Origin of the sequence: Anaeromassilibacillus sp. 1001302B_160321_C8, assembly GCF_015554745.1 — a bacterium.
Classification (GTDB): domain Bacteria; phylum Bacillota; class Clostridia; order Oscillospirales; family Acutalibacteraceae; genus Anaeromassilibacillus; species Anaeromassilibacillus stercoravium.
The window spans coordinates 41,232-63,525 of the sequence record NZ_JADNJD010000015.1 but is presented as its reverse complement, the minus strand read 5'-3'; the positions used below and the strand labels follow the sequence as shown (position 1 = coordinate 63,525).

Sequence of the window (22,294 nt, the reverse complement as noted above, 5' to 3'; positions counted from 1 at the left end):
TTGGAGCGCCGTTGACCGGCATCTCCGAAAGGGCTTTTCTATGCCCAACTTATAAAATAAAAGGAAGGATTGTTTGTGAAAAAGCTTCGTTCTAATGCCACGGATATGACAAGCGGCAGCCCCTACCGTCTGTTGTTCCTGTTTACGGCCCCCTTGCTCCTAGGCAATGTCTTTCAACAGCTCTATAACATGGTCGACAGCATCGTTGTGGGCAACTTCATCGGAGAAAAGGCGCTGGCCGCAGTGGGAACCGGTTTTCCCATCACCTTTATGATGAGTTCTTTATTCATGGGATTGAGCACCGGCGCAACCATCATGATCTCGCAATATTACGGGGCAAGGGACATTGAGCAAGTCCGCGCCACTGTGAACACCATCTATACCTCTATGATGATTGGCATTATCCCCCTCACCATTGTGGGCGTCCTATGCAGCAGGCCGCTTCTTCTCCTGATGAATGTGCCGGACGACGGCACGTTGGATATGGCGGATACCTACATGGTCGTCATTTTTGTCGGCATGATCGGCACGCTCGGATTCAATATCAACGCCGGCATCCTACAGGGGCTTGGGGACAGCCGTACCTCCCTATTGTTCCTCTCAATTGCAGCTGGCATCAACATCGTTTTAGATCTGGTCTTTACACTCTGTGGGATGGGGGTCTTTGGCGTCGCGTTCGCAACTATCATCGCCCAGATCGCCTCATGGCTGTTTGGCGTGTATTTTATCAACCGTCACTATACCTTCCTACATATTCAGCTCTTTAAAATCCAGTTTCAGCGCTCCCTATTTAAGAAAGCGATTCAGCTGGGAATTCCCTCCGGCATTCAGCAGGCGCTGTTTGCAGTCGGTATTATGGCGATGCAGGCGCTCGTGAACAGCTATGGCTCTACCTTTACCGCCGGATTCAACGGTGCCAATAAGATCGACACCTTCGTGTTTCTCCCCATCCAGAGCATGTCCAGCGCTGTCACCACCTACGTCGGGCAAAATGTCGGCGCGGCCCGCATGGAGCGTGTTCGCCGCGGTACCCGCGCCGGTCTGATCCTGTGCGTTGTAGCGAGCGTGGCGATCAGTGTGGTCGTCTACCCATTGAGCGATGTGCTGATGCGCATGTTCAGCCAAAGCCCCGGCGTGATTGAAGCAGGCGTCTACTATTTACATGCCCTGTTGCCCTTCTATTTCCTGTGTGCGATCCTATTCATCTTAAGCGCCGTACTGCGCGGCGCCGGCTCCATGATTGTTCCCATGGCGGCAAGCCTGCTTTCGCTGTGGCTGGCAAGAGTCCCCATCGCCTATTGGATCGCAGGCGCTTGGGGAAAGGAATTCATCTATTACTCCTACCCCATCAGCTGGGCCATCGGGATTCTGATCGTGTTGGTCGCCTATCTTCACGGCGGGTGGAAGAAGAAAGCCATCGTTGCCCCCACCAACCGGGAGGAACAACCGGCGGATCATCTGTCGCCATTTGCCAACTGAGGATAAGGGGGAGTTTTTATGCATGTCCGTGTGGTTCCCTATCGTCCGGAATGGCCGCTCCTGTTTGCTCAGGAGGCAGAAAAAATCGGCAAAGCCTTCGGTGCGGAGCTTCTTGCGGTTCATCACATTGGAAGCACCTCCGTGGAAGGTCTGGCTGCAAAGCCCATCATCGACATCCTGGCTGTGGTGCGGGATGTGAACGCAATCGATACGTTTGCCCCTGCGATGGAAGCACTGGGCTATGAGGCCATGGGGGAATTCGGCATCCCCGGCCGCCGCTATTACCGGAAAGGCGGTGAAAACCGCACCCACCAAATCCACGCCTTTTCGGAAGAGGACCATTGGAACATCGACCGCCACTTGGCGGTCCGGGATTACCTGCGGGTTCATCCAAAGGAGGCACAGCTCTATGGCAATCTAAAGCAGCATCTGGCGCAACAATTTCCGGAGGACATCGAACAGTACTGCGACGGGAAGGACGCCTTCGTAAAAGCGTTGGAAAAGCGCGCTTATGCATGGTACTTTACAAAATAGAGAAAAATCGATCAAAAGGCTTGACTGTTCCCCTGGGGAACGCGGTACACTTAGCGCGTGAGGTGAACCGTTATGCGTATCCACCAAGTTTGTCAGGCAACGGGCCTGACCAAGAAGGCCATCAACTGGTATGAAGAACAGGGGCTCATCGCCATCCCAACGGATGAAAATGGATACCGCGATTTTCAAGACGCGGACATCCAAAAGCTGAAAGAAATCGGCTTGCTGCGCAGTCTGGGTCTCAGTGCCAAGGAAATTGAAACCGTGCTGCGGGCCTCCGATAAGCCTGCCGCTTTAAAAACCATCCAAGCGCAGAAGCAGAGAGCGTTGGAAGCCCAGCAATTCCAGGTGGAATTGCTGGGAAAATTGTCGCAGAATTATACCCCCGATGCCATCGAGCAATTGCGCCAGGAATGGAACAGCGCTCCCATTGGCCAAAAACTGCAAAGCGCTTTTCCGGGGTTCTTTGGACGGGTCTTATTTCAACATTTTCTCCCCTACTTGCAGGAACCCATCCGTACCGAGGAACAGCAAAACGCCTACCAAACAATCCTCGCCTTTTTGGATGGGTTGGAACTTCAGATTCCTCTGGCCATTCGTATCGCCGACCGCCTATGGGGAGAAGCTTACGACCGGTTGGCCTTTGATCCAAACGCCGGGATCAACCGGCTTTTGAATGCCAGCGAAGCGGAACTGGAAGCCTTTAAAAAGACCGTTTTACAGGAGGCACGAAAGCGCAGGAAGTGGACCGCCCGGCTCAATCCATTCCTGCACGCCCATCAAACCCTCCGCAGGCGGCTGACCGAAGCGGGATATTATGATGTCTTTTTGCCAAACCTGCGCATCCTCAGCGCCACCTACGCGGAATACATGGACCGTCTCCAGGCGCTCAACTGCACCGTCTGTGAAGAACAGGGAATCCACATGGACGAACGCGGACGCATCACGATCGAAGAATAAAGGATGCATATAGAAACAGAGGACTTCTTTCCCAATCCAGGAAAGAAGTCCTCTGTTTCTAACGGGATCAGCCCCGCTTGTTCTTATTGTAGACGATCAACAAGCCCTTCAACATCAGGTTATCGTCGCAGATGATCTTCCTGCGGCAGTGCGGCACAATCACGCGGGCAAGGCCGCCGGTCGCAACCACAGTGGGCGCTTCACCCAGTTCCTCTGTCACGCGCTCCACGATGCCGTCCAGCATGGCGGCGTTCCCGTAAATTGCGCCGCTCTTCATGCAGTCGATGGTATTGGTCCCCACCAAACGCTTTGGCGCATCCAGGCCGATATGTGGCAACTGGGACGCGCGGTTGGAAATCGCTTCAACGCCCACAACGACGCCGGGCATAATCATACCGCCCAAATAATTGCCTTTTTTATCCACCACCGAAAGGGTCGTTGCGGTTCCTAGGTCAAAGATCACGATCGGCTTGGGATACTCCGCAATGGCCGCCACGGCGTCAACCACCAGGTCGCTGCCGAGCTGCGCCGGATTGTCAATCAGGATATTCAGGCCCGTCTTCAGGCCGCTGCCAACCACCATGCAGGGTTTCCCTGTGATCTTCTCCAAAGCAAGCCGCAGGGTCGTGGCCAGCGCGGGGACCACCGTGGAAATGATGCTCCCCTCCATATCGGCCGGGTCATATCCGTTTAGTTCAATCAAGTTCTTGATTAAAACCGCATATTCATCGTTCGACTTAAAGCGGTCGGTGGAAAGCCGCACGGTGAAATAGATTTTTTCATTGTCAATGCCACCCAAAACAATGTTGCTGTTTCCCACATCAATGGCAAGAATCATCGGTCGATCATCCTTTCTACCTTGCGTTTATACGCGCCCTTTTCTCTGCAACCCCAACAGGGCTTTGCCAATCGCCACTGTCAACACAATGGCAGCCACTGCCTCCGGCACGCCATTCGCGCCAACGACGGCAAGGATGGCCCCCATGACGGCATCTGCGGGGATGCCTTTGATGGCCGCATACGCATCTTTAAAAATGACAAAGATGCTCCCCATAACCAAAATGGTGTTTGTAAAAGACCCCACCAGTGCACCAAGCGCAAGGGACAAAAACTCGCCCTTTGTGCTTTTTTTCATCAGCTTTTGGCACAGCGCAAAGACATAGTACGCGAATACCCCCACCAAAATGCGCGGCACAAAGCAGATGAACAGGCTCCAAATGCTGCCGTTCGGCGTCCCTGGGAGCGGGATCGCCGGCGAAAATGCAAAGGAGAGCGCCGTGGGCATAAAGGTGTTGCTGATAAAGCTGGTCAGCCCGAACAGAACGCCTAAAATAGCGCCCTTTTTGGGGCCGAGTATAATCGCGCCGAGGATCACCGGCACATGGACGATGGTGGCCTTGATGATTGGAAGCTGGATATATCCAATCGGCGTAAAGGCCAACAACAGGATGATGGCCGCAAACAGGGCCAACAGCACAAAATCACGGTACTTTGCGGTTTGACGATTCACTTTTATTACCTCCTGCTGCTGCTCTTTTCCAAAAGATGCAGCGCAAATTTTCGCCTTTATTATACGCTAAGATCGTTAAAAAATCAACAATATATTTCCAACGTTGCGCGCGGGCAGAACACCTCCCGCTGTACGCTGGTGTAAAATCATGGTATACTATAAAAAAAGCAAGATTTCAAATACAAAGGAGGGAGTATCGTGCTGTATAATGTCTGCGGCTTATCCTGCGGAGGCTGCGCGCATCTTGGGAAGGAATGCGCCGGATGCCATTCCTTGAAAGGAAAGGTCTATTGGGCGCCCTACACAGGCGGGGACATCTGCCCTATCTACCATTGTTGTACGGTTCAAAACGGCTGGAAGCATTGCGGGGAATGCCCCCAGGTCCCATGTGAACGCTGGAAGACGCTGAAAGATCCCGATGAATCGGACGAACAGTTCCAGCAGTCCGTAAACGCGCGTTTTCGTGCGCTGCGTTTTGCCGGGGCCGAAAGCGACCTGCAAACGATCCCGGGCGTTGGAAAGAATATTGCGCAGGATCTCATCGATTTGGGATATCCAACTGTGGAGTCGTTAAGAGGGCAGGACCCCGAAGAGCTCTATCGGAAGGACTGCTTGCGCAAGGGACGCATCGAAGACCGCTGCCAGCTCTATGTGTTCCGGGAAGCGGTATATTTCGCCGGGCAGGAAGAGCACGATCCCGAAAAATTAAAATGGTGGAACTGGAAAGATTGAATTGCAAGAAATGGGGGAACAAAAATGTTACAGGGAAAGACCATTCTATTGGGCGTCACTGGAGGAATCGCCGCCTATAAAGCCGCCTATTTGGCCAGCGCGCTTCATAAGCAGGGCTGTATCGTCCATGTCTTGATGACACAGAACGCCACAAACTTTATCAATCCCATCACTTTTGAAAGCTTGACCGGAAATAAATGCCTGGTGGATACCTTTGACCGCAATTTTGAGTTTCAGGTGGAGCACGTCTCTCTCGCAAAGGCCGCAGATCTCTGCCTGATCGCACCGGCAACCGCCAACGTGATCGCGAAAATGGCGCATGGCCTGGCGGACGATATGCTCACCACAACCGTGTTGGCATGCCAGTGCAAAAAGCTGGTTTCCCCTGCCATGAACACCAGGATGTACGAAAATCCCATCACGCAGGACAACTTGGACATCCTGCGCAAATATGGGTTTACGATTATCGAGCCGAGTTCTGGCTATCTCGCCTGTGGGGACACGGGCGCAGGGAAATTCCCGGACCCGGAAGTCATTCTGGAATATGTCTACCAGGAACTGGCTTGCGAAAAGGATATGGCCGGCCTTCATGTGCTGGTCACGGCAGGCCCCACGCAGGAATCCATCGACCCCGTGCGCTATATTACCAATCATTCCACCGGGAAAATGGGATATGCGCTCGCGCAGAACGCCGCCCGGCGCGGTGCAGCCGTTACATTGGTCACAGGCCCGACCCCGCTCAAGCCGCCTGCCTTTGTAGACGTAGTCCCTGTGACCACGGCGCAGGAAATGTTTGAGGCGGTCACCTCCCGCAGCGATGCACAGGACATCATCGTTAAAGCAGCGGCGGTGGCCGATTACCGTCCCTCGTACGTATACGAGGATAAAATGAAAAAGCAGGATAGCGATAGCAGCCTGCCCCTCGAACGGACTGCGGACATTCTTCAATATCTGGGAGAACACCGCCATCCAGGACAGTTCCTCTGCGGTTTTTCCATGGAGACGCAAAACATGCTGGAAAATTCGCGCAAAAAGCTTGCCAAAAAGCATGTGGACATGATGGTCGCCAACAATTTGAAGGTGGCGGGCGCAGGCTTTGGAACCGATACCAATATTGTAACGCTCATCACCGCAAACTCCGAAGCGGAATTGCCCCAGCTCTCGAAGGAAGAGACGGCTGCCCGCATTTTTGATCAAATTTTGGAAATAAAATCGCAAGCGCATGCATAATTTCTTAGATTCGGCGAACAATAGATTTGCATCCTCTTCTGCCGGGCCGATTGGACAATCGCCCCGGCAGAATTCGGGTGTGATTCTATTGTACTGGAAGTGTGGATATGACGAATTTAAGATGTACCGTCACAAGCTGCGCGAACAATAGCCAGGATTGCTGCTGCCGCCCGGATATCAAGGTTGCAGGCGCCTGCGCTTGCGGATGCGAGCAGACCTGCTGTTCTGATTTTACAGGAAAGAGCGGTTCTGCAAGCAACGTCTCGTCTTGTGGCTGTTCCAACCCCAATCCGTCCCTGCATGTCCGCTGTGAAGCGCGCAATTGCATCTATAATGAAAATAACGAATGCATTGCAGAAAACATCCATGTGGCGGACGGCTCCTGCGGAAAAGCCGATTGCAAGAGCCAGACCGAATGCGCTACCTTTAAAATGAGATAAGCAAAAAATTGGCTGCGTAAAAGCGGAAATGCCGTTTTTACGCAGCTCTTTTCTTGTTTTGCCCTGCTATTATCGAACTTGAATCGCTCCAAGGACTTCCCCGATGCTGCCTTGAATCGCCAAATTCGCATTCTGATCCATCGGGGTTGTGGACTTATTGATGAGGACCAACCGGTCGCCGCGATAATAGTTGACCAGGCTAGCGGCCGGATATACGGCCAGCGACGTCCCGCCGATGATCAACATATCCGCATGTTCAATTGCGTCCAATGCCTTTGTCAGCGTGTGCTGATCCAGGCTTTCTTCATAGAGCACTACGTCCGGCTTCACCTTCCCGCCGCATGTACAGGTGGGAATCCCTGTGCTGTGCAGCATGAATTCGGCGTCGTACATCTTGTGGCAGCGCTGGCAGAAATTGCGGTGGACCGACCCGTGCAGTTCCAACACGTTTTTACTCCCGGCTTTTTGATGCAGGCCGTCGATATTTTGCGTGACCACCGCAGTAAGTTTTCCCGCTGTCTCCAATTCCGCCAGCTTTTTATGGGCCGCATTGGGCTGCGCATCCAGGTAAAGCATCTTTGTCCGGTAGAAATCGAAAAACTCCTCCGTGTGCGCTACATAAAAGCTGTGACTGAGCATGACCTCCGGCGGATATTTATAGCGCTGGTTGTAAAGGCCGTCCACACTGCGGAAGTCCGGAATCCCGCTCTCCGTCGAAACCCCTGCGCCGCCGAAAAAGACAATCCGCCTGCTCCGGTCCACCATTTCCTGCAATTGCTGCAATTGTTTGGGTTCCTGCATATTAACGCCTCCCTCTATTGTTAACCTTATTGTACGCCTCTGCAAGTCATGGAGCAAGCAATTTTGAATGTTTTTTGAACTCTTCTCTCCTTCCATTGCAAAGAGCCACTGGATTTTCTATAATAGACACAGTTAATTTTTATAAAAATTTCTGTAATATCTTTCAATTTGAAAATAGGAGAATGAGGAATGCAAAAAGCTTTAGAGATCATTGAGGAAGTGAAAAAAGCGGTCGTTGGAAAAAACGCTGTCGTTGGCAAGATGCTCATGGTCATTCTTGCCCAAGGGCATATCCTGTTGGAGGACATCCCCGGCGTTGGAAAAACCACCCTGGCCCTGGCCTTTTCCAAGGCGATGGCGTTGGATTACCGCCGCATGCAGTTCACCCCGGACGTCATGCCCACCGACGTGACCGGTTTTTCCGTATATAATAAGGCGACTGGACAGCTGGAATACAAACCCGGCGCAGCGCTGTGCAACCTCTTTTTGGCGGACGAAATCAACCGCACGTCCAGCAAAACGCAGGCCGCTCTGCTGGAAGTGATGGAAGAGGGCCGCATCACCGTGGACGGTGTGACGCGCGAAACGCCCAAACCGTACACTGTCATCGCCACACAGAATCCGGTCGGCTCCGCGGGGACCCAGCTGTTGCCGGAGTCCCAGATGGACCGCTTCATGGTCTGCCTGCGCATGGGATACCCCAAGCTGGAGGATGAGGTGGAGATTTTGCGCCGCAAGCAGGGTGGAGACCCATTGGAGCAGGTACAGAAGGTTGTGGACGCCCAGGGGATTCTTGCCATGCAGCATGAAGTGGAAAATGTCTATTTGGCTGACAGCCTTTATGATTACATTGCGCGCCTGACCTCTGCCACCCGGAAGGACCCGATGATCCGCCTGGGAGCAAGCCCCCGCGGTTCCATCGCCTTGACCCGCATGGCGCAGGCAGCCGCTTACCTGAGCGGGCGCGATTACGTAATCCCGCGCGACGTCCAGATCGTTTTCCACGACGTGATCGGCCACCGGATTGTCCTGAGCCCCCAGGCAAAAATGGGGGATGTCACGGCTGCCGCGCTTCTGGAAAAAATCCTCAACCGCGTCGATGCGCCCTCGGTTAAATGAGGTGGGCCTATGTTGCGATGCCGTATCGTTTACCTGATCGCCCTTGTGGGCGCTGTATTGTTTTTCATTTTTTTTAATGGATATTTATCCTTTTTTGTGCTGGTCTTTGCCCTGCTGCTGCCGCTCCTTTCCCTGCTGTTGAGCCTGCCGGGGATGTGCGGGGTCCGTGCGCATGTGGAGCTTCCCCTGGCCGCTGTCCCGCGGAACAACCCGTTCCCCATCCAGCTGGTCGTGGAGAACCGGACCTTCTTTCCCATGGCGCGCACCCGGCTGCGGCTGCGGTATTCCAATCCGTTCAGCGGGGATGAAACCACGGAAACCGTGTTTCTTCCAGCTCTCCATGGGAAACAGCGGGTAGACCGGGAAGGGATCTCCCAGCATTGCGGCAAACTGATCATTGTTTTAGAGGAAATCCGTTGTTATGATTTCCTCGGGCTGTTTACCTGCCGGCATAAGACGTCCAGCCCAAACGAGCTGTTTATCCTTCCCGATCTCGAACCCCTGGAGCTTCCATTGGAACCGTCCGCAGCGCCAGACCCGGAGAGCGACACCTTTTCTAAGGTGAAACCCGGGGACGATCCATCGGAAATCTTCGATGTCCGGCCCTATCGGGAGGGGGACCGCCTGCGCAGCATCCACTGGAAGCTTTCTTCCCGCACCGGCGAACTCATGGTAAAGGAATTTAGCCTGCCGGTGTGCAGTTCTGCGTTGGTCACAATGGACCTATTCGGGGATATTTATGCGTTGGATCTCGTTTTGGACAAGTTGGTTGCCCTCTGCCAGTTTCTTCTGGAAAACGGTTTAGAACATGATGTAGAGTGGTACGACCCGGACGCCGTCCAGCTCCGCCAGATTCATCTGTCCGGTATGGATGATTTGTATGTAGTTTTAAATCAATTGTTGGCGCACCCAGCCCCAAAGGAGGGCTTACCAATACCGGAATGCCGGGCCCGCTTGGGGGATACAAAGGAATATCCCTATCTCTTTTATATCACGCCGCAGCGCATTGAAGAGCTTGTCAGCGGCACGGTCTGGGAGGAAACGCTATGAAAGATGGAAATCAAGCAGGAATCCTCTTGAGCCAGCCAGCTTGGAAAGAGCCCATGCATGGGAATCTCTCTGCCCTACTTGCGGATACGCTCTTGGTGTTGCTTGGCCTGTTTGGAGTGGCGCAATGTACGGTGTCCGCTTTTTCCATACCGGTGAAACCGATCTTTTTGTCCATCTGTATCGCCCTGTTTGCCTTCCTGTTTCTCGCAATCTTTTCTTTAAAACGGTGGCGGATGCCCATCCTATTGATCTTATCTGCCGCCTACTGCGTAACCGCCTACCTGCTGCGCACATACTTTTTGCAGGGGTTTGTGATCTCCACCAATCAAGTTCTCTCTACAATCAGCGACAACTCCCGCTTTGATCTGCCGCAGTTCCGTGTAAACCTGCCCGTAGGAGAGTATACAAATGCCTGCTCGGTATTCTTGGCATTTGTGCTATTTTTCTTAGCGTGTTACGTATGCTGGGCGGTCCGGCGGCACAGTTTTTGGCTTGCCCTGCTGGGGACAGCGCCTTTTTTACTTGTCCCCCTCGGCTTTACCATTACACCCGCTTGGCCCTCCGTATTGATGCTGCTTGGCTTCTGGGCCACCCTTTTGCTCAGCCGCCTTTGCGCAAACAGCTCATTTGGGCGAACGGCCGCCGCGGGCCGCGTTGCTTTGCTCGTGTTGCCCGCCGTCGCCCTTTGCCTGATTGCTATGAGCATCTTGATGCCACAGGATACCTATACGCGCCCAGCTTCCATCGAGTCGCTCCGTCAAGAACTGGAAGGCGGCATTTACCGCTCTTCCTTGTTTTCCCAACAAAATGGAGCGCTGGGGCGCGTCAGTTTAGATTCTGCGGGCAACCGTCAATATACAGGGCAGACGGTACTGCGCGTACACAACCCAAGCAAAACGCCGCTGTATCTGCACGCTTTTTCCGGAAGCGTTTATACCGGTGTTAGCTGGGAATCCCTTCCCGACTCCACCTACGCCGAGTTGGAGAATTCGCTGTATTTTAATCCACAAAACATGGCGGGACAGCTGCTTTCGTTTTATTCGCTTCCAGAAGAACAGTCGCTGCTGATGGAGATCCAAGTTGAAAATGTCGCTGCTAACCGGAATTGCATCTATGCTCCCTATGGGTTGGCCTCCCGCCCGGAGGAGCTTTCTGGCACAGCCTTTGTACACGACGCCTACATCCGTGTCACCTCACCCTTTGGCATCTCGGACTACACCCTACAGGCATGGGACATTCCCCATTTTCCCCGGGCTGTAAATCTCAATTTGATCTCCGAGCCGTTCTATTCGGCGGAAGCGGCATACCGTTCCTTTGCCAATACCTACTACACGCAGCTTCCACAGAACCTGCGTGAAAAATTGCAATGGTACTGTACACAAGTGGGGATTCCCGATGCAGAAACCGCAGGACAGGAAGCTGTGATCTATGCGATCGCCAACCTGGTGCGCACCAGCGGGGAATATACCCTTTCCCCCGGCACAACGCCGGAGGGCCGCGACTTTGTAGACTATTTTCTTTTTGAAAACCAGAAGGGCTATTGCGTCCACTTCGCAAGCGCCGCCGTTGCGCTCCTGCGGTCGCAGGGGATTCCCGCCCGCTATGCAGAGGGATATGCGGTCACGGCAATGGATTACGACGAGGAGGGATGGGCTGACATCCCGGACCAGCATGCACATGCCTGGGCAGAGGTCTATACCCCTGGCCTAGGCTGGCAACCGCTGGAGGTTACGCCCGGCGTACGCCTCTCGACCGGAGAGTTGAATCAGCAAGCACAGGACGCCCTCTCGGAGGACTCCAGCACTCCAGAAAGCGAGGCGGAATCCAGCAGCGAACCGGAATCCAGTTCGCCCGAATCTTCCAGCGCGCTTGAGGATTCCTCTGCCCTTGGAAGCGATGAAACCACCGGTGCAATCCCGTTCGATTTCCGCACCTTGCAGCACGTGTTGGCTGGGATTGGGGTGGCAGGCGGTGCTGTTCTGCTGGTTGTCCTGCGGCGTATTTTCCTGATCAAACGCCGCAAAAAGCGGTTCCATTCAGCAAATGTCAACCAATCCGCAATCGCTATTTACAAGTATTTGACCGACTTAACGTCATTTGGGGCGTCGATCGATCCCTATTCAGAGGAGCTGGCCCTCAAGGCCAAATTCAGCCAGCATACACTCACAGAGGAGGAAATGAATGCGCTGCTCTCCGATGCAGACCGGGCGGCGCATGAAACATACCGGACTTTACCTGCGGTTCGCAAGCTGTTCTTTAAATATGGGAAATGCTTGCTGTAAACCAATCCCTTTGAAAAAGTGTTCCCCTGAAACTTCCCTTGATAGGGGGATGGATATAGGGACCCCTAGAGAAAAAAGAATCCTATACAAAAGAGGCTATATCGCTTTGGCTGGAAAGCCAAAGCGATATAGCCTCTTCTTTGTAAATGAAAGAAACCGGTTTTATACCATCAGGTTGCAGATCCGGTTCGAGAAGGCTACCGGGTCGTCGATGGAAACGCCTTCGATCAGCAACGCTTGATCGTACAAGAGCTGTGTATACTCTTTGAGCTTGTCTTTGTCCTCTGCATACAGGCTGCACAACTTTTCGAAAATCGGATGGTTGGAATTGATCTCAAGCACACGCTGCGCCTGTACTTTTTGATCGTTCGGCATCGAATTGAGCACCTTCTCCATTTCAATGGAGATCGCGCCTTCCGAAGACAAGCACACCGGATGCGTCTTCAGCTTTTGCGAAAGGATGACCTCTTTGACCTTGCCGTCCAAGGACTCCTTCATAAAGGCTAGCATATCCTTGTTCTCTTCCACCTTTTTCGCGGCTGCCTGCTTCTCTTCTTCGGTCTCCAAATCCAAGTCGTCTGCCGAAATGGAGCGGAATTCCTTATCGTCGTACTTCATCATCATGCGCAGGGCAAACTCATCCACGTTGTCCGTCAAATAGAGGATCTCATAGCCTTTGTCCTTGAGCGCCTCGGTCTGCGGCAGCATGTCAATCTTATCCGTTGTTTCGCCACAGGCGTAATAGATATATTTCTGTCCTTCTTTCATGCGGCCCACATATTCTTTGAGCGTGACTAGTTTCTTTTCGCTCGAAGAGTAGAACAGCAGGAGATCCTGCAAGACATCCTTGTGCATTCCATAGTCTTCGTACACGCCGTATTTAAGTTGCAAACCGAAGTTCTTATAGAAGGATTCGTATTTGTCGCGGTCATTGAGGAGCATGCTCTCCAACCCGGACTTGATCTTTTTCTCCAACCTGGAAGCAATCACCTTCAGCTGGCGGTCATGCTGCAACATTTCTCTGGAAATATTCAGCGATAAATCCTGCGAATCGACAAGGCCCTTCACAAAGCTGAAATAATCGGGCAGCAAGTCCGGGCATTTCTCCATGATCAACACGCCGTTGGAATAGAGCTGAAGCCCCTTTTCATAATCACGGGTGTAAAAATCGAACGGGGCGCGCGCCGGGATGAACAGCAGGGCGTTATAGGTGGCCACACCCTCCGTGCTGCTGTGGATCACCTTGAGCGGCTTCTCATAATCGTTGAATTTCTCCTGATAGAAACGGTTGTATTCGTCCTCGGTGATTTCATTCTTATTTTTGCGCCAGAGTGGTACCATGCTATTCAGGGTTTCATTCTCTGTATAGGTCTCAAATTCGGGGTTCTTTTCGTCGCACCCCTCCTTCATGCGGCTCTTCTCCACATCCATGCGGATGGGATAGCGGATATAATCAGAGTATTTCTTGACAAGGTTCTTGATGGTATAGGTATCCAGGAACTCGTCGTAATTGTTCTCTTCCGTATTTGGCTTGATGTTCAGAACGATTTCTGTGCCATGGCCCTCTTTTTCGCACGGTTCCATGGTGTAACCCTCAGCGCCCCGGCTGGTCCATTTCCAAGCCTCATCGCTGCCATAAGCGCGGCTGACCACGGTGACGCAGGCGCTCACCATAAAGGCCGAATAGAAGCCCACGCCAAATTGGCCGATGATCTCAATATCCTCTTTGGGCTCGTTGTCCTTCTTAAAGTTCAGCGAACCGCTTTTCGCAATCGTACCCAAGTTGTTTTCCAACTCGTCCTTCGTCATGCCGCAGCCATTGTCCGTGATGGTCAACGTCCGCGCTTCCTTATTCGGCTGGATGGAGATGCTGAAATCCTCCCTGGAAAGGCCGGTATCCCCGTCGGATAACGTTTTATAATAGAGCTTATCAATAGCGTCGCTTGCGTTGGAAATCAACTCGCGTAGGAAAATTTCACGATGTGTATAGATGGAATTAATCATCAAATCCAAAAGGCGCTTCGACTCCGCCTGAAACTGCTTCATTTCCATGATCAATCAACCTCTTGTATCTCTTTAAATTTAGCACTCTTTACACCTAAGTGCTAATTGTATTGTAGTACAACTTTTCCCAAAATGCAATGAATAAATTATGAACAAACAAACTCGTTCTGAAACAAAAAATTGGACAACATGGATTCCTCCATATTGCCCAATACAATGGATGCCGAATGTTTATCTGTGATCTTACTCTTTCGTTTTTTCTGCGATGCGAGGTACGTAATCGTGATCTACGGTCAGCACTGCGAAGTAAGTAGCGTTCAAGTTTGCAATTTGTTCCGAAATGCGCTGGATCAGCTCCGTATCCGACCATTGGAATCCAAACGGCACACAAACGTCAAAAATCACATTGGTGTGGGTCGTCCCCCAAACCACACGGAAATCGTGCATACTGATCTGATCCGAGAGTCCGTTTAAAATCTGTTCCACCTGTTGTTTCAGCTTTGTCGTGCGTTCATCGTCCGTCACCACGGGATCCAGATGGATCACCAGGTGGATGTTCATATCCCGAAGGAAATCGCGCTCGATGTTATCAATGATATCATGGCTGACCAAGATATCCTGCTCCGCAGGGACCTCGCAGTGTACCGAAGCAAAGCAGCGGCCCGGCCCATAGTTGTGTACATTCAGGTCGTGCAGGCCCAGAACACCGTCGTAGCTCAAGATCTTTTGGTAAATACCCTGCACCAATTCTTCGGTCGGCGCGACCCCCAACAGCGGATTGCTGGTTTCCATAATCAACTGCACGCCGCCGACCACAATCAGAAGCGCCACAATCAAGCCCATCCAGCCATCCAAATTATAGCTGGTCAACCAGGTGATCCCCATGCCAATCAAAATGGCAACCGTGCTGAATACGTCGTTGCGGCTGTCCGCCGCCGTCGCCTCCAGTGTGGTTGAGGAAATACGCCGGCCAACCGTCCGATAAAACAGGAATTGCCACAACTTGATCAGCACCGAAACGACCAAGATTCCCACCGCCACCAGGCTGGTTTCGCTCTCTTCCGGATGGAGGATCTTTCCCAGAGAGGACTGCGCCAATTGGAATCCCAGCAGAAGGATCACCAGCGATACGATCAGCCCGCTGATGTATTCAATCCGCGCATGGCCATAGGGATGCTCTTTATCCGCCGGTTTCGCCGAAAGCTTGAATCCTACCAAAGTCACCACGGAGGATGCGGAATCCGACAGGTTGTTGACCGCATCCGCCACAATCGCGACGCTGTGAAAGACAATCCCTGCAAAAATCTTGATACAAAACAACAGGATATTGGTGGCAATGCCAACAATCCCGGCGAATTTCCCATAGCGTTCGCGCACGGTGTGATTTTCCACGTCCTGATAATCCTTGACAAAAAGGCGTATCAATAAATTGGTCATAAAATCCCCCTCGCTTCTAATGGGATCAATCTGCGAAGAGACTGCCCCCCGCGCAATCAATGGTCACAAAGAGTGGAAAATCTTCAATTTGAAGTTCCTTGACCGACTCACAACCGAGATCCTCATAAGCGATCACCTTTAAACTGCGCACACATTTGGCCGCCAATGCGCCGGCACCGCCGATGGCGCAGAGGTATACAGCCCCATTACGGCGGATGGCATCCACCACGGCTGGGGCGCGGTTCCCCTTCCCAATCATGCACACCATGCCCAGATCCAGCAAGCGCGGGGCAAAGACGTCCATCCTTGAAGAAGTGGTCGGGCCACAGGCACCGATGGGCAACCCCTCCGGGGCGGGCGTCGGCCCGGCATAATAAACGGTGGACCCCTGTATCGGGAAGGGCGGCTCCTCTCCGCGGTCTAACTGTGCGCAGATGCGCTTGTGCGCTGCGTCGCGGGCGGTGTAAATGGTGCCGCTCAACAGGAGCTGGTCGCCCGCGCGGAGCGTCTTCGCGCGCTCCATCAATTCACTGGTATGAACCCGAATCCGTTCCATGATTTTATCCCTCCACAAAAGAAGGGAGCTGCCTTTGCAGTTCCCTCGTTTGGTTCGTCCCTTTAGAACATATCCTTCTTCCGAAGGATCAAATATGCAATCCCCATGCTTACAATGGCCAAAAGCAACGGGAACCAGAAAAACGGCAGCGGAAGCCCCTCGACATTCATCCCATAGAAACTGGAGATAACCGTCGGAATGGAGATGATCAGGGTGATGGAGGCCAAGACCTTCATCACGATGTTCAAGTTGTTGCTGATGACCGACGCAAAGGCATCCATCGTGCCGGAAAGGATATTCAAATAAATGCTGGACATCTCAATCGCCTGCCGGACCTCGATCAGCACATCTTCCAGCAGGTCCTGGTCTTCCTCATAAAGCTTCACAACGCGTCCGCGTGAAATTTTCTCAATGGTAATTTCACTGCCTTTTAGCGAAGAGGAGAAGTAGACCAAGGACTTCTCAATATCCAAAAGCTGAATCAGCTCAGAATTCTTCATGGATTTGCGCAGCTCACGCTCCACATGGCTGCTGAGTTTATCAATTTGCTTCAAATACTGCAAATATTTTGTTGCAATCCGGAGCATCAGATGAAGGATAAAGCGCGTTTTCAGATTGGTCTGTACCCCTTTGACCGCCCCATCTGTAAACTCATCCAGGACGGGGTTCCCCCTTGTACAGACGGTAATCACATTTTTTTCTGTGATAATGATGCCGAGCGGCGTGGTGGAATAGGTCACATTGTCGCCGGACGTTTCCGCCACCGGCATATCGATGATGACCAACGTGCTGTAATCTTCGGTATCAATATGCGAAGATTCCTCTTCGTCCATTGCGGCACGGAAGAAGTCCGGTTCAATCTGGAAATCTTCAATCAGGCCGCTAATCTCCGCATCGGTCGGGGCAATGCAGTTGATCCAGCAACCCGGTTCGCATGCCTCCAACTGAGTAATATGTCCGTCAATCGTCTTGTAGTAGGACAGCATTGCGTTCATCTCCTTTATTCTCTTTTTCTATGTGACTACATAAAGGGTCCGGTTTCACAATGCCACCTCCCAACGGGCGCAGGAATGCGCAAAAAAATGCGCGCGGATGTACGCGCGAACACTTTTTCTCTCGATAACAAATTCATTATAGCACAAAAAGTGGAGATTTCAAGGGTGCGCAGCACATTTTGCGCATTATTTTCAGAAATTTATCCTGTAATGCCACACAGGGCCCAATTTGGCCTCAAATCATCTTTTTTCTATTCCAGTTTTGAATGGGCACGAAAAAAGCCCGGAATGTTCCGGGCTTTAAGCGTCCTTATGTACGATTACTTGCGATTAAAAATCGACATGATATCTATGAAAGTATCATCGTCGTCGATGGGGGCTGGAGCTGACCGGCGGGACTGGCTATCACGGCTATCGCGTGTATTATTGGAATACGTCCCCGTAGGCGCGCTGCTCTTACGGTCATCCTGGGCGGCTTCGTTGGTGCCGTCGTGCGTTGCAAATCCAGTAGCAATAACCGTAACACTCATTTCGTCTTCCATGCTCTCATCAAAGGCAGCGCCCCAAATGATATTTGCATCTTCGTGTGCCTGGGAAGCAATCATAGAAGAGGCTGTTTCGATTTCGTCCAAACCGATATCCGGGGAAGAAGTAATATTCACAATCACACCCTTTGCGCCATTGATCGCCGTCTCCAACAGCGGGCTGGAAATCGCCATATTTGCCGCTGCCTCCGCCTTATCCTTGCCGGATGCGCGGCCAACGCCCATGTGCGCATAGCCAGCGTCTTTCATGATCGCCGTAACGTCCGCAAAGTCCAAGTTGACCAATCCGGGGAGCTTAATCAGGTCCGAGATGCTCTGCACGCCCTGGCGGAGCACATCGTCCGCGATGGAAAACGCATTCACCAGCGTAATCCGCTGCTCGCTCACCAACTTCAGGCGTTCATTCGGAATGACTACAAGGGAATCCACATGTTCACGCAAGGCGGCGATTCCGCTCTCCGCCTGTTCCATGCGGCGTCTGCCTTCAAATGCAAAGGGTTTTGTGACAATGCCAACGGTCAAAACACCCATATCGCGCGCCACTTCCGCAACGATCGGCGCCGCACCCGTGCCCGTACCGCCGCCCATACCGGCGGTAATGAATACCATGTCGCTCCCACGGATCGCCGCCGCAATTGCCTCACGGCTTTCCTCACCGGCCTTTTGGCCCATCTCCGGCTTCGAGCCGGCGCCCTTTCCGTGGGTCACCTTCTCGCCAATCTGAATCTTTTGGGTTGCTTTTGAACGGTAAAGTGCCTGCTTATCTGTATTGATGGAGATAAACTCCACCCCTTGGACCCCCATGGACACCATGCGGTCGATAGCGTTCCCGCCGCCGCCGCCGACGCCAATCACTTTTATCTGTACAATATTGTCAAAATCATTATCAATCTCAAAAGGCATTGCTGCGTCCCCCTTAAACGTCCTTTTATTCCATAGCGCCAGACTTTGCCTAGGATATTACTAATTTATCACTTTTACAAAACAATTTCAATAACTATTTGCGTAAGCTTAAAAGTTTCCAAACTTTCCCAAGCTATCCAGGCGCCGCTGCACTCGAATTTGAATAATCCGGTTCGAATGGTACTCTATTGTCCATGGCATCCGAAAGCTTCAAAGTTCCTTTTTCGGTATCTTTGATCCCTCCGGCATCTAATATTCCTTTTGCGTAATGGAGTTTATACTCCAAATCGGTGGGCAACCCCAGCTCCATCGTAATGCGGTTATCGTAAAGGATCACGAGGTTATACCGGTCGCTAAGATCGATCTCCGTAATCTTGTCCAATCCGCTTTCCTCAATGGCCGTCCAAAGCTCCTGAAAGATCTCTTTTGACTTGTGGCTGGAATCTTCCCCCCCAGCAAGTGTGGACTCGCTCGGACTGCTCCCCGATGCTTCGGCAGACGACCCATCCGCTTCCGAAGCATCGTCCGCAGGCGAGGAACTCAACTCCACATCATCCGTGTATACAATCGGTTGCCCTACTTCGGCCTTTGCAAGATCCAGCCCTTTCACCAAAGTAACCCCCTGGGGGAGAGTATCCACAAATTCCAATACCTTGTCGCCGCTTCCAATCAGCGCATACTGCCCTTCATAGGCGATCGCACCCTTTGCGGTATCGTCCTCGACATGGATCACAATGGTGGCAGGTAACTGCCGGGAAACGGTTGCTGCTTTGATATAAGGCAACTGGCTTTCAATGGCCGTACGCGCCTCTTTTGTCTTGGCTAAGAACAGGTTTTCCCCCTGCACGATTCCACTAATCGAAACAATCTGCTGCGCTGGATAACGAGAACTACCCGTCACTTGGATGGTATCGATTTTGAACAACACCGTTAAAGAAAGCGTCACCGCTGCAACGACGACAAACAAAAACATTGCTATGTAAAATAGGATTGCCCGCCGGCGCTTCCGGCGGCGGCGTAGAGCCGCCCGCTGCTCAATTCCGTGTGGGACCTGCCGCCCACTGGAATAGTGCGGCGGTTCTCTCGGAGGGTTCTGTGGAGTCCTCCGGCTTTGCGGGCCGTCTCTCGTGCCGTTGGGTGTCCTTACCATGCTGGTTTCACTTCCTTCCATTTGGACTTGCCGCTTGGCTCCCTATCAATCCGGAAGCCGCTTTACCTGCGCGCCGAGAAGGCACAAATTTTCTTCTAAGCATTCATACCCGCGGTCAATGTGCCGCACACCGCTGACGAGGGTTTCCCCCTGGGCCGCCAACCCGGCTACGACCAACGCCGCGCCTCCACGCAGGTCTGCCGCTTCCACAGGCGCGCCGGAAAGGCGTCCAACACCTTCCACCACAGCTACGCGCCCCTCCACCTTGATATTGGCCCCCAGGCGGAGCAACTCCCCCACATGCTTATAACGGCTTTCAAAAATATTTTCAACAAAGATGCTTGTGCCATTCGCTACGGCGGCCATTGCCATCATAGGCGCTTGTGCGTCTGTCGGGAAACCCGGATAAGGCATGGTCCGCACATTCTTTATCCGGCCCAACCGGCTTGGCGCAGACATATAAATCTCCTTTTCATGAATAGCAAAACGGCATCCACTTTCTTCAAACAATGGAAGGACTGGCGCCAGATGTTCCGGGACGACGTGGTTCAATATAATGCTGCCCCCCGTCGCCGCCGTTGCCGCCAGATAAGTTGCAGCGGCAATTCGGTCTGGGATCACCTCATGCTCACAGCCGTGCAGGCTTTTTACACCCTCAATAACAATGGTGCTATCCCCTGCACCGCTGATCTTCGCACCGCAACAGTTTAAGAAATCCGCCAAATCGCAGATTTCCGGTTCACGGGCCGCATTGGTAATCGTGGTCGTCCCACCTGCACAGCAGGCGGCAAGCAGGACATTTTCCGTCGCCCCAACGCTCGGGAAAGAAAAGGCAATCTGGACGCCTTTGAGTCCTTCCGGCGCACTGCACTTCAAACAACCGTGATCCTCTTGAATGGTGACCCCCATCTTCCGCAGAGCGGAGAGGTGCAGATCGATCGGACGCGGACCCAACTCGCAACCTCCTGGAAACGAAAGCTCTGCACGGCCCATCCTGGAAAGGATCGCACCCAAAAAGACAATGGAAGAGCGCATTTCTCGCATCAGGTGCTCTGGAATATCGCTCTGTTCCACGCCGCGCGGGTCAATCAAAACATCCGAGCCGGAGCGCCCCGTGCGGCACCCCAGATGCTGTAAAATCTTTTCCGAAGTCTTTACATCGGAAAGGATCGGACAGTTATGTAGCACACATGTGCTGTCACAGAGCAGCGAAGCCGCCATCAAAGGTAGTGTACTGTTTTTCGCGCCATGTACGCGAATTTCCCCCTTTAACCGGCTGGGCCCTTGAATCAAAAGTTTTGACATAGCCGCACCCCTTTTCCCCTGGGAAACATGCCGGCGCCCGGCGTTTTCCACGTATTACAGGAATTTTTTGAACTGCTGTATACTATGCACAGGGGGTGTATGCTGTGCACATTAGAAAAAAGAGCGCAGGCCCTACTTTATAATCTCTTTTATGATATGATAGATGCGCTCATTTGCATCCAGAATTGCCATTTTTTTGGCGTTTGCCGCAAATGTAGGAATCGTATCGGGATTTTCAAATAATCCCTGGACTTTTTTGCAGAGCGCTTCCCCGCTCAGGTCTTTTTCCTCCAAGATTGCAGCAGCGCCGCGGTTGACCAACGCCATGGCGTTGTGGTATTGGTGGTTCTCCGCCACATTCGGGGAGGGAATCAAAATGGACGCGCGCCCCTGTGCCTGTAGCTCGCTGAGTGTAATGGCTCCGGCACGGCAAATCACGAGATCCGCCGCCGCCAGGCAATCCGGCATGTCGTTGATATACTCCCGGATATCCATCTGGGGATGTTTGGCAAGATCTAACCCTTTTTCCTTTAGAAGGCTGGGGAACCATTTCCCCCATTGGCCATAAGCATGAATATGTTGGAACCTCCCCGAATGGGCACTCCATACCAGCAGGTCGGCCACCGCCTCATTGATCTTACGGGCGCCAAGGCTCCCGCCAAAGGAAAGGATCAGGGGGCGCTCGTCCAACCCCAGCTTCTTGCGCGCATCCTCCCGCCGGGCGCGGATGACCTCCTGCCGCACAGGATTGCCCGTCAGCACGCAGCGTGCTTTGGGGTCAAGATGCCGCTGGGCATCTGCCACCGCCAACATGGTCCGTGTCGCGTGCCGGCTCAGCGCCTTATTGGTAACGCCCGGATACGCATTTTGCTCGTGGATCACGGACGGGATCCCCATCTTGATGGCATCGCGGATCACAGGCCCGCTCACATAACCTCCCGTTCCCACACAGACGTCCGGCTTGAATTCGGCAATAATCTTCCGCGCCTCATGGCTTGAGGTGAACATCCGCACAACGGTCTTTGCGTTCTTTTTCAAGTTCTCCCAGCTCAACTTTCGCTGGAAGCCCGAAATCGTGATGCTTTGGAACGGGTACCCTGCGGCCGGAACCAGACGTTCTTCCATGCCGCCCTTGGCACCGATGTATAAGATTTCCGCATCCGGTTCCCGCTCACGCAGGTATCCCGCAATTGCCAATGCGGGGTTGATGTGCCCGGCGGTCCCGCCGCCAGCAAACAAAACTCTCATAAATACCTTCTCCT

At 52.7% G+C, this 22,294-nt stretch carries 20 protein-coding genes; 9 read left to right on the top strand and 11 right to left on the bottom strand.

Annotation, left to right across the window (positions count from 1 at the left end; genetic code table 11):
- Positions 1-75 precede the first annotated feature (75 nt).
- The 3 genes from I2E77_RS10540 (at position 76) to I2E77_RS10530 (ending at position 2,973) form a co-directional block, all read left to right on the top strand.
- A complete protein-coding gene (locus tag I2E77_RS10540) occupies positions 76-1,479 on the top strand; it encodes an MATE family efflux transporter (protein ID WP_087234792.1) in 1,404 nt (467 codons plus the stop codon).
- 18 nt (positions 1,480-1,497) lie between these two features.
- On the top strand, positions 1,498-2,013 hold the full coding sequence (locus tag I2E77_RS10535; RefSeq protein WP_087234793.1) for a GrpB family protein: 516 nt from the start codon (positions 1,498-1,500) through the stop codon (positions 2,011-2,013).
- 72 nt (positions 2,014-2,085) lie between these two features.
- Positions 2,086-2,973 (top strand): MerR family transcriptional regulator, encoded by an 888-nt coding sequence (locus I2E77_RS10530; protein ID WP_195451199.1) that lies wholly within the window; start codon positions 2,086-2,088, stop codon positions 2,971-2,973.
- Between the two features lie 67 nt (positions 2,974-3,040).
- On the opposite strand, the gene I2E77_RS10525 is transcribed toward I2E77_RS10530, so the two are convergent.
- Together I2E77_RS10525 and I2E77_RS10520 are read right to left on the bottom strand one after the other, a co-directional pair.
- Positions 3,041-3,811: a type III pantothenate kinase gene (locus I2E77_RS10525; RefSeq protein WP_087234795.1), complete on the bottom strand. Its 771-nt coding sequence runs from the start codon at positions 3,809-3,811 to the stop codon at positions 3,041-3,043.
- 27 nt (positions 3,812-3,838) lie between these two features.
- Positions 3,839-4,483: an ECF transporter S component gene (locus tag I2E77_RS10520; RefSeq protein WP_087234796.1), complete on the bottom strand. Its 645-nt coding sequence runs from the start codon at positions 4,481-4,483 to the stop codon at positions 3,839-3,841.
- A gap of 198 nt (positions 4,484-4,681) precedes the next feature.
- Here I2E77_RS10520 and I2E77_RS14180 point away from each other — a divergent pair, with 198 nt between their 5' ends.
- The 3 genes from I2E77_RS14180 (at position 4,682) to I2E77_RS10505 (ending at position 6,885) form a co-directional block, all read left to right on the top strand.
- Positions 4,682-5,215, top strand: coding sequence for a helix-hairpin-helix domain-containing protein (locus I2E77_RS14180; protein ID WP_330608927.1), 534 nt, complete (start codon positions 4,682-4,684; stop codon positions 5,213-5,215).
- 24 nt (positions 5,216-5,239) lie between these two features.
- A complete protein-coding gene (gene coaBC / locus I2E77_RS10510) occupies positions 5,240-6,445 on the top strand; it encodes a bifunctional phosphopantothenoylcysteine decarboxylase/phosphopantothenate--cysteine ligase CoaBC (protein WP_195451198.1) in 1,206 nt (401 codons plus the stop codon).
- Positions 6,446-6,552: 107 nt separating this feature from the next.
- Positions 6,553-6,885: a DUF1540 domain-containing protein gene (locus I2E77_RS10505; RefSeq protein WP_087234799.1), complete on the top strand. Its 333-nt coding sequence runs from the start codon at positions 6,553-6,555 to the stop codon at positions 6,883-6,885.
- A 69-nt stretch (positions 6,886-6,954) separates the two neighbouring features.
- Here the strand turns inward: I2E77_RS10505 and I2E77_RS10500 are convergent, their stop codons facing one another.
- Positions 6,955-7,686 carry an NAD-dependent protein deacylase gene (locus I2E77_RS10500; RefSeq protein WP_087234800.1) on the bottom strand — a complete coding sequence of 244 codons (732 nt, stop codon included), beginning with the start codon at positions 7,684-7,686 and terminating at the stop codon, positions 6,955-6,957.
- 189 nt (positions 7,687-7,875) lie between these two features.
- On the opposite strand from I2E77_RS10500, the gene I2E77_RS10495 reads away from it, so the two are divergent.
- Genes I2E77_RS10495 through I2E77_RS10485 form a run of 3 tightly spaced genes read left to right on the top strand, consistent with a single transcriptional unit; the run spans position 7,876 to position 12,137 of the window.
- Positions 7,876-8,805, top strand: coding sequence for an AAA family ATPase (locus I2E77_RS10495; protein ID WP_087234801.1), 930 nt, complete (start codon positions 7,876-7,878; stop codon positions 8,803-8,805).
- Between the two features lie 9 nt (positions 8,806-8,814).
- Positions 8,815-9,855 (top strand): DUF58 domain-containing protein, encoded by a 1,041-nt coding sequence (locus I2E77_RS10490; protein ID WP_195451197.1) that lies wholly within the window; start codon positions 8,815-8,817, stop codon positions 9,853-9,855.
- Complete coding sequence (locus tag I2E77_RS10485) at positions 9,852-12,137, top strand: transglutaminase family protein (protein ID WP_087234803.1); 2,286 nt, start codon at positions 9,852-9,854, stop codon at positions 12,135-12,137. Before I2E77_RS10490 ends, I2E77_RS10485 begins: the two co-directional genes overlap by 4 nt.
- Positions 12,138-12,299: 162 nt before the next feature.
- Here I2E77_RS10485 and htpG read toward each other — a convergent pair whose 3' ends face one another.
- The 8 genes from htpG to murG all read right to left on the bottom strand — a co-directional run bounded on the left by htpG (position 12,300) and on the right by murG (position 22,280).
- Positions 12,300-14,189: a molecular chaperone HtpG gene (gene htpG / locus I2E77_RS10480; protein ID WP_195451196.1), complete on the bottom strand. Its 1,890-nt coding sequence runs from the start codon at positions 14,187-14,189 to the stop codon at positions 12,300-12,302.
- Positions 14,190-14,384: 195 nt separating this feature from the next.
- On the bottom strand, positions 14,385-15,578 hold the full coding sequence (locus I2E77_RS10475) for a cation diffusion facilitator family transporter (RefSeq protein ID WP_087234805.1): 1,194 nt from the start codon (positions 15,576-15,578) through the stop codon (positions 14,385-14,387).
- 25 nt (positions 15,579-15,603) lie between these two features.
- Positions 15,604-16,134, bottom strand: a complete 531-nt coding sequence (locus tag I2E77_RS10470; RefSeq protein ID WP_087234806.1) for a FumA C-terminus/TtdB family hydratase beta subunit — start codon at positions 16,132-16,134, stop codon at positions 15,604-15,606.
- 62 nt (positions 16,135-16,196) lie between these two features.
- Positions 16,197-17,120 (bottom strand): magnesium transporter CorA family protein, encoded by a 924-nt coding sequence (locus I2E77_RS10465; protein WP_087234807.1) that lies wholly within the window; start codon positions 17,118-17,120, stop codon positions 16,197-16,199.
- A gap of 329 nt (positions 17,121-17,449) precedes the next feature.
- Positions 17,450-18,577 carry a cell division protein FtsZ gene (gene ftsZ, locus I2E77_RS10460; RefSeq protein ID WP_191395625.1) on the bottom strand — a complete coding sequence of 376 codons (1,128 nt, stop codon included), beginning with the start codon at positions 18,575-18,577 and terminating at the stop codon, positions 17,450-17,452.
- Positions 18,578-18,710: 133 nt separating this feature from the next.
- Complete coding sequence (locus tag I2E77_RS10455) at positions 18,711-19,727, bottom strand: cell division protein FtsQ/DivIB (protein WP_195451195.1); 1,017 nt, start codon at positions 19,725-19,727, stop codon at positions 18,711-18,713.
- Between the two features lie 45 nt (positions 19,728-19,772).
- Positions 19,773-21,032: a UDP-N-acetylglucosamine 1-carboxyvinyltransferase gene (murA, locus tag I2E77_RS10450; RefSeq protein ID WP_195451194.1), complete on the bottom strand. Its 1,260-nt coding sequence runs from the start codon at positions 21,030-21,032 to the stop codon at positions 19,773-19,775.
- A 132-nt stretch (positions 21,033-21,164) separates the two neighbouring features.
- Positions 21,165-22,280: an undecaprenyldiphospho-muramoylpentapeptide beta-N-acetylglucosaminyltransferase gene (gene murG, locus I2E77_RS10445; RefSeq protein ID WP_087234811.1), complete on the bottom strand. Its 1,116-nt coding sequence runs from the start codon at positions 22,278-22,280 to the stop codon at positions 21,165-21,167.
- Between the last annotated feature and the right edge of the window lie 14 nt (positions 22,281-22,294).

Bases quoted from the DNA above. Each gene is read 5' to 3' on its own strand.
- htpG (WP_195451196.1), bottom strand. From the start codon at position 14,189: ATGGAAATGAAGCAGTTTCAGGCGGAGTCGAAGCGCCTTTTGGATTTG.
- ftsZ (WP_191395625.1), bottom strand. From the start codon at position 18,577: ATGCCTTTTGAGATTGATAATGATTTTGACAATATTGTACAGATAAAA.
- I2E77_RS10485 (WP_087234803.1), top strand. From the start codon at position 9,852: ATGAAAGATGGAAATCAAGCAGGAATCCTCTTGAGCCAGCCAGCTTGG.
- I2E77_RS10500 (WP_087234800.1), bottom strand. From the start codon at position 7,686: ATGCAGGAACCCAAACAATTGCAGCAATTGCAGGAAATGGTGGACCGG.
- I2E77_RS10525 (WP_087234795.1), bottom strand. From the start codon at position 3,811: ATGATTCTTGCCATTGATGTGGGAAACAGCAACATTGTTTTGGGTGGC.
- I2E77_RS10505 (WP_087234799.1), top strand. From the start codon at position 6,553: ATGACGAATTTAAGATGTACCGTCACAAGCTGCGCGAACAATAGCCAG.
- I2E77_RS10530 (WP_195451199.1), top strand. From the start codon at position 2,086: ATGCGTATCCACCAAGTTTGTCAGGCAACGGGCCTGACCAAGAAGGCC.
- I2E77_RS10470 (WP_087234806.1), bottom strand. From the start codon at position 16,134: ATGGAACGGATTCGGGTTCATACCAGTGAATTGATGGAGCGCGCGAAG.
- murG (WP_087234811.1), bottom strand. From the start codon at position 22,280: ATGAGAGTTTTGTTTGCTGGCGGCGGGACCGCCGGGCACATCAACCCC.
- I2E77_RS10455 (WP_195451195.1), bottom strand. From the start codon at position 19,727: ATGGTAAGGACACCCAACGGCACGAGAGACGGCCCGCAAAGCCGGAGG.
- I2E77_RS10490 (WP_195451197.1), top strand. From the start codon at position 8,815: ATGTTGCGATGCCGTATCGTTTACCTGATCGCCCTTGTGGGCGCTGTA.
- I2E77_RS10465 (WP_087234807.1), bottom strand. From the start codon at position 17,120: ATGCTGTCCTACTACAAGACGATTGACGGACATATTACTCAGTTGGAG.
- I2E77_RS10475 (WP_087234805.1), bottom strand. From the start codon at position 15,578: ATGACCAATTTATTGATACGCCTTTTTGTCAAGGATTATCAGGACGTG.
- I2E77_RS10535 (WP_087234793.1), top strand. From the start codon at position 1,498: ATGCATGTCCGTGTGGTTCCCTATCGTCCGGAATGGCCGCTCCTGTTT.
- I2E77_RS10495 (WP_087234801.1), top strand. From the start codon at position 7,876: ATGCAAAAAGCTTTAGAGATCATTGAGGAAGTGAAAAAAGCGGTCGTT.
- coaBC (WP_195451198.1), top strand. From the start codon at position 5,240: ATGTTACAGGGAAAGACCATTCTATTGGGCGTCACTGGAGGAATCGCC.
- murA (WP_195451194.1), bottom strand. From the start codon at position 21,032: ATGTCAAAACTTTTGATTCAAGGGCCCAGCCGGTTAAAGGGGGAAATT.